Annotated in this window: 6 protein-coding genes; all 6 read left to right on the top strand. The window is 60.6% G+C overall.

What is annotated here, in order from left to right:
- Window positions 1–163 precede the first annotated feature (163 nt).
- A complete protein-coding gene (locus K4305_RS11370) occupies window positions 164–1492 on the top strand; it encodes a TIGR00341 family protein (RefSeq protein ID WP_331562579.1) in 1329 nt (442 codons plus the stop codon).
- Window positions 1493–1530: 38 nt separating this feature from the next.
- Window positions 1531–2028 (top strand): PH domain-containing protein, encoded by a 498-nt coding sequence (locus K4305_RS11365; RefSeq protein ID WP_331562578.1) that lies wholly within the window; start codon window positions 1531–1533, stop codon window positions 2026–2028.
- 9 nt (window positions 2029–2037) lie between these two features.
- On the top strand, window positions 2038–5289 hold the full coding sequence (gene recC, locus K4305_RS11360) for an exodeoxyribonuclease V subunit gamma (RefSeq protein WP_331562577.1): 3252 nt from the start codon (window positions 2038–2040) through the stop codon (window positions 5287–5289).
- Window positions 5286–8990, top strand: coding sequence for a UvrD-helicase domain-containing protein (locus K4305_RS11355; RefSeq protein ID WP_331562575.1), 3705 nt, complete (start codon window positions 5286–5288; stop codon window positions 8988–8990). The genes recC and K4305_RS11355 overlap by 4 nt, the downstream gene beginning before the upstream one ends.
- A 109-nt stretch (window positions 8991–9099) precedes the next feature.
- Window positions 9100–10839, top strand: coding sequence for an exodeoxyribonuclease V subunit alpha (recD, locus tag K4305_RS11350; protein ID WP_331562573.1), 1740 nt, complete (start codon window positions 9100–9102; stop codon window positions 10837–10839).
- A 183-nt stretch (window positions 10840–11022) separates the two neighbouring features.
- On the top strand, window positions 11023–11414 hold a 392-nt coding region (locus K4305_RS11345), incomplete at its 3' end, for a hypothetical protein (protein ID WP_331562572.1).

The raw sequence follows: 11414 nt of genomic DNA, 5'->3' as shown, positions 1-11414 counted from the left end.
GGGCGTTTCTTCGGTTTGTTCATCGCTGCTGCAACATCTATCGATAAGTGAAAATAATCATTTTCTTCCGCTCCCTGTACAGAGAAAGGAAACCGGAAAAAATGCTGTATTTTATTCAATCCGGGCAATTTCTTTTTTTCAAAGCAGCCGACCGCTCTTAACAATGATAACCAAGCTGTTTCGTTACCTCAGCATCAGCCGCGACACCGAGTCGTTCAGGGATATTCACAACGCCGTGGAAAGCGATATCGAGTTCAAGGGGGCCCGCCTCTGGATTCTTATCTTCGCCATCGTTCTCGCTTCGGTGGGACTCAACACCAACTCTACGGCAGTCATCATCGGCGCTATGCTCATATCGCCGCTTATGGGTCCGATAAACGGCATAGGCTACAGCATCGCCACCTACGATTTTGTGCTTCTGCGCCGCTCGATCAAGCATCTCTCGTTTGCCATAGCCGCAAGCCTCGTCACTTCGACGCTCTATTTCGCGGTAAGCCCGGTTTCAAGCGCTTACTCCGAACTGCTGGCCCGTACCAGCCCCACCATTTACGATGTACTCATTGCCCTCTTCGGCGGTCTTGCCGGTACGATGTCGCTGACGACGAAACTCAAGGGCAACGTCGTGCCCGGCGTCGCCATCGCCACGGCGCTCATGCCTCCGCTCTGTACTGCGGGATACGGCATCGGAACCGGCCAGTTTTCATTCTTTTTCGGCGCGTTCTATCTCTTCACCATCAATACCGTCTTCATCGGCCTCTCGACGGTCATCGTCTCCCAGTTCCTGAAATTTCCGATACGCAGCGATATCGCCGAAGCGCAGAAGAAGCGGATCAACCGGTGGATTACCGCCGTTATGCTCGTCACCCTTATACCGAGCATCTATTTCGGATATATTCTCGTCGAAAAAGAGCGGTTTACGGAGAATGCCGACCGGTTTGTGAGCGCGGTGCAGTTCTTCCGGGGCGACTATCTGCTGCGAAATGAAATCGATGCCGATAAACGAAAAATAACCCTCATCTACGCAGGGCGTTCGCTCACTCCGGAAAGCAAGGTAGAACTACAGAAAAGAGCCGCATCATTCGGACTCGACGATGTGACGCTTTCGTTTGAACAGGGCATTTCGTTTGCCGATATTACCGGAGAAATCACCGAAAAGGAGAAAATGCGTTCGCAGCTCAGAAGCCTTTCCATCACCCTCGACGATAGCCGGCGTATCCGCGACAGCCTGCTGCAGAGAGCCTATACCGGTCAACCCCTGCTCAGGGAGATACGGGCGGTGTTTCCGTCGGTCAGTTCATGCCTGTTTGCCGAACCCTACCGATTCAGCGTCGAAGACGGCGAAGAACCCCGGAAACTTGCCTATGTGGTCATTTCATCGTCCGATGGTCTTGCAGAAAGCGAACGGGAAAAAGTAAAGGCATGGCTCCGGGCCAGGCTGCAGAACGACACCCTGCGCGTAGTATTTGAACAGGGAGGAAATCTCTTCCGGTAAGCGGTCAAGAGGGTCGAAAAACAGAAACTGTATCAATTATGGGATATGTAGAACAGAATCTCATGCAGGGCGAAAAGCTCTATGCGAAAGCCAGGCTTCACTGGACCGTTTTCGTCAAGGCGATCGCTTTTTCGGCGATTGCCCTTTCGCTGATGGTTTATTCGTATCGGGCCACGCTTGAGGGCAATCAGGAGTTGTCGTCGGCAGCCTGGTATACCGGAGTCGTTATTCTGGTGGCCGGGTTATGGTTTACGGGTGAGGCGTTCGTCAAGCGCCAGTCCACCGAGCTGGCCGTTACGTCCAAGCGGGTGATAGCGAAATTCGGATTCATCCGGCGCAGCACCATCGAACTCAACCACAGTAAGGTGGAAAGCTTCCAGGTGGAGCAGGGCATACTTGGCCGTATGCTCGGCTACGGCACCCTCAGCATCAACGGCACGGGCGGCGGAATTACGCCGATACCGGGCATCGGCGATCCGCTCGGCTTCCGCCGCAAGGCCATGGAGGCGATCGATTCGTTCCAGGCAAATTCCTGACATCCCCCCATGGCGCTGCACCTTCATACCGGAAACCGGATGGAAACGCTTGTCGATGCGCTGGCGGAGGTTCTGCGTCGCAACCCGCCATCCGTTTTCGAACCCGAGAAAATAGTGGTGCAGAGCAGGGGAATGCAGCGGTGGATTTCCATGGAGCTTGCGCGGCGGTTCGGAGTCTGGGCCGGTGCGGAGTATCCCTTTCCGAACAGGCTGCTGCAGCAGCTTTTCGAGGAGATGGAACTGACGCAGCCAGATTCGGAGAAGTTTTCAAAAGAGACGATGTGCTGGACACTCATGCGCCTCCTGCCCGAGATGCTCGATCGTGAATTATTTTCGCCACTTCGCTCCTACCTGCAGAACGACCGTGACGGGCTCAAGCTCTTCCAGCTCTCGGGCCGCATCGCCGATACCTTCGACCAGTATACCCTTTTCCGTACCGACCTTCTCGCCGCATGGGAAGAGGGGCGGGACGACGGGGCCCGCGACTGGCAGCCGGAGTTGTGGCGGGCGCTGGTTGCGGAGAGTTCCGGCAAGCATCGTGGCCGTCTGAAAACGGAATTCTGCCTCAAGGTTCGGCATGCGCCGCTTCCGGCCGCCTTTCCGAAGCGGATTTCGCTTTTCGGCATCTCCAGCATGCCGCCCTACCATATCGGGATGATCGAAGCCCTGGCGACGAGGATACCGGTCAACATCTTCCTGCTGAGCCCGACGCAGGAGTACTGGTCGGATATCGTTTCCCGCAGAAAGCTCTTCCGGATGAGCGAGGGCGAACGGGAACTGAGCACCGAGGGCAATCCGCTGCTTGCCTCGCTCGGCAGAAGCGGAAGGGAGTTCGCCGATCTCCTGCTCGAAGCCGGCGGCATCGAAACCGAGCACGACCTCTACATCGAACCCGCCGACGACACCCTGCTGCACGCCCTGCAGTCCGACATGCTCAACCTCAGCGGCACGGGGGAGGAGGGGGAGCGCCGTTCCTCGCCGGATCCCGCCGACCGTTCGGTGCAGGTGCACTCCTGCCACAATCCGCTACGCGAGGTCGAGGTGCTGCACGACAACCTGCTCGATATTCTCGAACGCCTGCCCGGTCTGGAACCGCGTGATATCGTCGTGATGACGCCCGAGATCGAGATCTATGCCCCTTACATCGCCACGGTTTTCGGCGCTTCCGGCGAGGGCGTGCCGCGCCTGCCGCATTCGATAGCCGACCGCCGCATGCTCGACGAAGGAGGCATAGCCCCGGCCCTGCTGAAGCTGCTCGACATCTGTGGCAGCCGTCTCCCTGCTCCGGAGATATTCGATCTGCTCTCTTCGCCGCCGGTGAGCCGCCGCTTCAGGCTCGACGATGAGGAACTCGATACGATTCGCGTCTGGGTCGCGGATACGCGCATCCGCTGGGGTATGGACGAGCGTTCGCGAAGCGGCCTCGGCCTGCCCACCTTCCGCGAAAACTCATGGAGGGCGGGGCTCGATCGGCTGCTGCTCGGCTACGCCATGCCGGACGAGGGGATGCTCTTTGACGGGGTGCTGCCCTTCGACGTCGAGGGCGACGCGGAAACCCTCGGCAAGCTCGCCGATTTCATCGACGCCGTCGAAGCGCTTTCGGCAAGGTTCGGCCGACCACGTACGCTCGAAGGCTGGCGTGATCACTTCATCTGGATGCTCGACACCTTTATCGAAGCCGACGAGGATTCCGAAAGGGAGGTTGCAGAGATCACCGCCGAAATCGACAGGATCGCGGAGCTGTCGGGGCTGTCGGGCTTCGGGGGCGAGACGGCGGCCCCGGTGATGATCGCCTGGCTGCGCGGCCGTCTCGAAAAGTTCGAGATGGGGCTCGGCTTCATGACCGGCGGCATCACCTTCTGCGCCATGCTGCCGATGCGCAGCATTCCGTTCCGCGTGGTTGCCATGATCGGCATGAACGACGGGGCTTTCCCCCGCCAGCAGCGCCTGCCGGGTTTCGACATGATGTCGAGGGAACCGCGCAGGGGTGACCGCTCCGTCCGCGGCGACGACCGTTACCTCTTTCTCGAATCGATCCTCTCCGCACGCGACGTCCTCTACCTGAGCTATGTCGGCCAGAGCATCAGGGACAACACGCCACAGCCGCCATCCGTGCTGGTGAGCGAACTGCTCGATGCCATAGAGCGGGGTTTCGCATTTCAGGAAGGGGAGGACGCGATATCGCGCATGGTTGTCCGGCACAGGCTCCAGGGGTTCAGTCCCGCATACTTCACCGAAGGGTCGCCGCTTTTCAGCTACTCGGCCGATAACTTCCGGGCGCTTGAACGTCGCGATGGGCGTAATCTACGTAATGGGCGCAATGCAGGAAATGGGAGCAGTGGGCGAAATCCGGTCGAAGCCCGTCCCTTTATGGACGATCCGCTTCCTGAGGCTGACGGCGTGGAGCGCAGGGTGACGATCGACGATCTGGTGAAGTTTTTCGCCAACCCCTCGGCATTCTTTCTCGACCGGCAGCTTGGACTCAAACCCTCTGCAGCGCTTCGACCGCTCGAAGAGCGCGAGCCCTTCGGCGCCGAGGGCCTCGACGCATACCTGATGCGCCAGGAACTGCTTGCAGCGGTGCTCGAAGGGGAAAAAGAAGAGGCTCTCCTGCCCCTGTTCCGGTCAAGAGGGCTCTTGCCGCCGGCCCGACACGGCGAGTTGCTCTTCGGAGAGCTGCTTGCCGAGGTGAGGGAGTTCGCCGACAGGCTTCCGGAGCTTAAGGGGAGCGCGACGCCAGCCATGCTTGAAGCCGATCTCGACATCGGGGGATTCCGGCTGACCGGCAGGCTCGACCATCTTCTGCCCTCCGGGCAGCTGCTCTACCGCTGCGCGAAGATGCGGGAGAAGGATCGCATCGGTTCATGGATTCTGCACCTCGTGCTCGGTGCGTGCAGTCCGGGTCATATGCAGGAGACCCGTCTCGTCATGCTCGACCGTGCCGTCAGGTACACTCCCGTGGCCGACGCCTCAGGCAGGCTCGAAACCATGCTTTCGCTTTACCGGCAGGGGCTCCTGGAGCCGTTGCCCTTCTTCCCCCGCGCCTCTACGGCCTGGGCCGGCAAGGCGGAAAAGACGGAGCGCGAGCGTATCGAAGCCGCCCTGGCCGCATGGCGTGAAGGGTACGGCGGACGGGAAGGCGAGGGTGCCGACCCGGCCTTCCGCCGCTGTTTCGGCACGGAGCCGCCCCTCGGCGAGCGCTTTGCAGCCATTGCCGAAGAGGTGTTATTACCGATGCTTGAACACGGAGGGAAGGGATGACGATACGCATTCTCGATCACTCCACGGTGCCGCTTTCGGGCATGAACCTCATCGAGGCGAGCGCCGGAACCGGCAAAACCTGGGCGATCACTTCGCTCTACCTTCGCCTGCTGCTTGAAAAGGAGCTGCGGCCCGAACAGATTCTTGTGGTTACCTATACCGAAGCCGCCACCAGGGAGCTGCATGCGCGCATTCGCCGCCGCATCCGACAGGCGCTCGATGCCATGCGCGGAGATCCGACGGACGACGCATTCCTTGTCGGTCTGTGCGAGCGCGCCGCACAGGCAGGGGCGGAGGAGCGGGCCGCCCTGCTGCTTGAAGCCGCCCTTGCCGAGTTCGACACGGCCGCAATCTTCACCATTCACGGTTTCTGCAATCGCGCCCTGCAGGATCACGCCTTCGAAAGCGGAGCGCTCTACGACACCGAGCTTGTCACCGACCAGTCGGCGCTTGCGCGGGAGGTGATCGACGATTTCTGGCGTGAACGCTTTTTCGGCAGTGCCGACCGCCTGCTCGGCTACGCGCTGCTCAAGGGGTGGTCTCCGGACGCCTTCATGGTCTTCCTGAAATCCCTGCAGCTTTCGGGTCGTGACGAGGTGATCCCGGTCTATGGCGAGGCGGAAATCGCCCGGATAGAGCATGAAGCAGAGGCGGCTTTGGACGAGGTACGCCGCATCTGGAGCGAAGAAAAGGCGCCGGTTTCGACGCTCCTTCGCACAGGCAAGGGGCTCAGCCGTTCCGAAAAAGCCTACCGGGCGGACAGGGTGGAGCAGCTGCTCACCGACATGGAGGCTTTCGTGGCCGCCGGAAACCCCTTCGGCCTTTTCGACGGCTTCGACAAGCTCACCGCTTCAGGCATCGCAAGCGGTACCAAATCCTCCGGCACCGCTCCCTCGCATCCGCTCTTCGACACCTGCGAACGTCTGCAGGCGGCCGCTGACGAGCGGCTGCTCGCCCTGAAATCGGAGGTGGTGGCGTTTTACCGCAAGCGGCTGCCGGAGCGCAAGCGTGAAAGCAACATCCGCTTTTTCGACGACCTGCTTGCCGACCTTTATCAGGCGCTTCAAGGTGGCCATGAAGCCACCGCGATTATACAAGGCGGATATGAGATCGCGGCCACCCCAGGTGGCCTTGAATCCGCCGCGATTATAGAAATCGGCCTTGAGGCCGCCGCACTTGCCGAAGCGCTTCGGAACCGTTACCGCGCGGCCCTGATCGACGAATTCCAGGACACCGATCCGGTGCAGTACGACATTTTCCGGCGCATCTACGCTGGTTCCGAGGCGCCGCTCTTCCTCATCGGCGATCCCAAGCAGGCGATCTACAGTTTCCGTGGGGCCGACATCTTCGCCTATCTGCAGGCCGCCGGCGACGTCGGCCGGGAGCGCAGCTTCACGCTCAACACCAATTGGCGTTCGGTGCCGAAACTGCTTGACGGTTTCAACCTGCTGTTCGACAGCGCGCGTCACCCCTTCGTGTTCGACAACATTCCCTCGCCGCCGCTCGTGGCGGGAAACGCGGTGCTCCGGGATGCCGAATCTCCGGTGCCGCCGCTTGAAATCTGCCTTCTCCGATCCGGTGACGGTGACGGCAGTCTGAAGAGCGGAGAGTCCGAACGGTTCGCTGCCGGAGCCTGCGCATCCATGGTTACGGAAACCATCAACGGAGGCTCCGATGCGGGCGACATTGCCGTGATCGTGCGCACCCACCGGCAGGCCCGCATGATGCAGGCCGCACTCCGGGAGTGCGGTATCGTCTCCGTCATGCGCAGCGACGAAAGCGTCTTCGCCTCCGTCGAGGCCGAGGATGTGCGCATTCTCGTTACGGCGCTCGCCGAACCGGGCCGCGAGTCGCTCGTGCGTGCCGCCCTCACGACGCCGCTTTTCGGACTGAACGGCAGCGACATCGCTCGCCTCAACGACGACGAAAACGCCTGGGTGGAGCGGTTGCAGCAGTTCCGCGAGTATCACCGTTTCTGGCAGGAGCGCGGCTTCATGGTCATGGTGCGCGAACTGATGCGCCGCGAAGCCGTGCGCGAGCGCCTGCTGGCCCTTTCCGGATCGTCCGGCGAGCGCGCCCTGACCAACGTGCTGCACTGCTTCGAGCTGCTGCACCGCGAGGCGCACAGCCGGGGGCTCGGCATGGAGGGGCTGGTTACCTGGTTCGGCGAACGGGTTGCGGCCAGGGAGCCCGGCGAGGAGTACCAGATACGGCTCGAAAGCGACGAGCCGGCCGTCCGGATCGTCACCGCCCATGTGAGCAAGGGGCTGCAGTACCCGATTGTATTCTGTCCCTTCCAGTTCGGCGGCGGGAACGGAAGCGGGGATGTGGTGCTGTTTCATGACGACGACGGACGGATGAAGCGGGATTTCGGGTCGCGGGCGATAGAGCATCACCGGGCGCTTGCCTCGCGCGAATCCCTCGCCGAAAACCTGCGCCTCTTCTACGTCGCCCTGACGAGGGCCGAACGGCGCTGCATTTTCTTCACCGCCCGAATCGTCGATGGACGCCAGTCCGGCCGTACCCCGATGCTCTCGCCCTCCTCCTGTCTGCTCTACGTTTCGGACGAGGCCAGGCAGAGTCCCCGGCTGGTCGGAGATGCGCAGCATGAGCTTGCCGCGCTCGATGCCGGGGCGATGGCGGAAAGGCTTCAGAATATCTCGGACGAATCGGGCGGGGCGATCCGGCTCAGGCGTTTCTCCCTCGACGACAATCTCACGGTGCCTCTCATTCGAACCGCAGTGGCCGATTCTCCTTCGTTCGTGCTTCGGGAGTTCACTGCGAGCGTCGAAACCGACTGGCGGATCGCGAGCTTCACCACCCTCAGCCGCCACCGCCACATGGCCTTCGAGCTGCCCGACCGCGACGAAAGCGCTCCGGAGCAGCAGGCGGCCGCCGCTCCGGCTGTGCTGCCCGACACAGATCGCTCCATCTTCGCCTTCCCGAAAGGAGCCGGAGCGGGCATTCTCATGCACTCAATCTTCGAAACGCTCGATTTCGCTCAAGCTATCGACGATACCTCGGAGAGCTACATAGAAGAGGCTTCCGGCAGGGCGCTCGACCGCTACGGATACGACCGCCACTGGCAGCCCTGCCTGACCGGGATGGTGCGGCAGGTTCTCTCGACGCCGCTCGCCTCGCCGGAGGGGAGCTTCACTCTCAGCGGGCTCCGGCAGGGGAGCTGGAGCACCGAGCTGGAGTTTTTCTTCCCGCTCCGGCACGTCACCTCGCCCCGGCTTTCGGAACTGCTCATGAGGCACGGCGTCATTCCGAACGGTGCCGATACGTCCGCCGCCCTGCAGGCGCTCGATTTCGCTCCGGTCAAGGGGATGCTGATGGGATTCATGGACATGGTGTTCGAGGCGAAAGGGCGCTACTACCTGCTCGACTGGAAATCGAACCACCTCGGCAACGTCGTCGAAGCGTACCATCGGGACCTTCTCGGCAAGGCGATGCAGGATAACCTCTACCGGTTGCAGTACCTGCTCTACACGGTGGCGCTCGACCGCTTTCTCTCGCTGCGCGTGCCGGGCTACAGCTACGAAACGCACTTCGGGGGTGCGATCTACGTTTTCCTGCGCGGAGTCAGCGTCGAACGGGGCGAGGAGTACGGCTTCTACCGCGACCTGCCGTCAGAAGCGCTGATCCGCGATCTCCAGGAGCTGCTGATCGAAACGGAAACAGGGGAGGATGACACATGAGGACAATAAAAGATGACGAACACACATCTTATCCCTGGGAACGCAGAGCCCCAGCTCTGCATTGGAGCCAAAGGCTCCACACCAGGCCAACAACTTTTTCGAGCTGCCGATGATTGACTTCATCGAACGACCCATCGATCGTCAAGCCTCAGCCTTCCTCTGCCGGGGTGCAAGGGACGAATCGGGAGTGGTGGTGCGCTCGGTAGTTTCGCTGCTCAGTCAGGCGGTGGGGCAGGGGCACGTCTGCCTCGACCTCGAAGAGATTGCCGGGCAACCAGTGCGGATTCCGGGCCGGGACGAGCCGCTGCGCCTGCCGGGTATCGCAAACCTGCTCGCAGCGCTCCGTTCGCTGCCAACAGTCGGCAGGCCGGGGGCGCATCGCCCGCTGATCCTCGACGAAGCCGGACGGCTCTACCTTTATCGTTACTTCCGCTATCAGGAGACGCTCGCCGGGGCCATTCTCGCCCGTGCGGCAACGGAGACCGGCAGCCCCGACGAAGCTGCGCTTTCCGAAAGTCTCGACAGTTACTTCGGTCCAGACGAATCGGGAGAGGATCGCCAGCGGCAGGCCGCCCTCACGGCGCTCCGGAGAGGCTTCTCGGTCATCTCCGGCGGTCCCGGCACGGGAAAGACCACTACCGTGGTGCGCATTCTCGGACTTCTGCTGGAACAGCCCGGCGGAGAGCGGATGCGCATCGCCATGGCCGCTCCAACTGGCAAGGCCGCCGCACGCCTTGCCTCCTCTATCGCCTCGCTCCGGGAGTCGTTGCCCTGCTCCGAAGAGGTGAAGCTCCACCTTCCCGGCCAGGTCACCACCATCCACCGGCTGCTCGGCACCATCCCCAATTCGACCGGTTTCCGCCATAACGCAGGGAATCCGCTCCCGTACGACACCGTCATCGTCGATGAAGCCTCGATGGTCGATCTGCCGCTCATGACCGCCCTCGTCACGGCGCTCATGCCGCAGGCCAGCCTCATCCTCATCGGCGACCGCGACCAGCTCGCCTCGGTCGAGGCCGGAGCCGTACTCGGCGACATCTGCCGTGCCGCAGAATCGCCCGGCTCCTTAGTCACGGGCTGTGTCACCGTGCTCGACCGCAACTACCGTTTCGGCGACGGTTCCGGTATCGCAGCCCTCAGCCGCTCAATCAACAACGGCGACGCCGGCGAAGCCCTCCGCCTTCTTGGCGACCCGGCCGAGGGCACCATCTCGCTCGAAGCCACGCCGACTCGCGAAACCATCAGGAAGCGCCTCGCAAGCCCGGTACTCGAAGGCTTCCGCCCATACCTCGAAGCCGAAACGCCCGAAGAAGCCCTGCGCCTCTTCGAGCGCTTCCGCATCCTCACCGCACTCCGCGAAGGCCCCTGGGGAGCCGCCGGCATGAACCACGCCGTCGAAACCCTGCTCCACGAAGCGGGACTCCTCAAGGCCGACACCCCGTTCTACCGGGGCAGACCCGTTCTCGTCACCGAAAACGACTACATCCACAAACTCTTCAACGGTGACACCGGCATCATTCTGCCAGACCCGGAAACCGGCAACCAGAAAGCATATTTCGCCGCCCCCGACGGCACCGTCCGCTCCATCCCCCCTGAGTTCCTTCCGGCGCACGTAACAGCCTTCGCCATGACCGTGCATAAAAGCCAGGGCTCCGAGTTCGACAGGGTTCTCATGGTGCTGCCACCGGAGGATACGCTTCTCCTGACGAGAGAGCTGATCTATACAGGCATTACGAGAGCAAGAGAGGCTGTTACGCTCTGGAGCGATGAAGCTGTTTTTTCGGCAGCGGTAAAGCGCAGGACGGAGCGGAGAAGTGGGTTGAGAGAATGGCTGGTAAACAAACAGTAATCAAATCAGGATAGCTGAGTCGGCTACATGCATATCCATGCGGAACGAGGCGAAAAATTTGCTTCAGAATTATCCGTTATCAGGATGGCGGAGGATTAAATCTGTTTGAATTGAGTGAGATTTGGCGTATAATCAAGAGGGTGAAAGCGAGATACGACCGATAATTATTATCATTGAGGAGATATGCTCGACACAGATGATTTCGATAGCAGCCAGCGAGAGAAAATGAACAAGCAAGATCAAACATTTACCTGGCAGCTTTTGCAAAATATCCTATGGTTGGCTTTTGTTCCCAACATTGCCATTGCTGCTTTATTATTTGCGGCTGTTATTTGTGAGAACCAAAGCTTCTGCATGGCCATTATTGGTTTTGCATTATTTCTCCTGTTATTGCCAATGTCATTATATTATCTTCTTCCAGCCATAATATCTGGTGGGCTTGGCTTTGCTGGAGGCGTTGGCCTCGCTCCAGAAAAGCCCATAGCCTATCTGATTTCAATAGCTTGCTGGAGTCTTATCGCTTTTGTTCTAACATTGGTAATAAAAATGATAAACGAAATAAAGCGAACTACGTA

Source organism: Chlorobium sp., from assembly GCF_036528655.1.
GTDB lineage: Bacteria > Bacteroidota > Chlorobiia > Chlorobiales > Chlorobiaceae > Chlorobium.
This window is presented reverse-complemented; position numbering and strand designations above follow the sequence as displayed.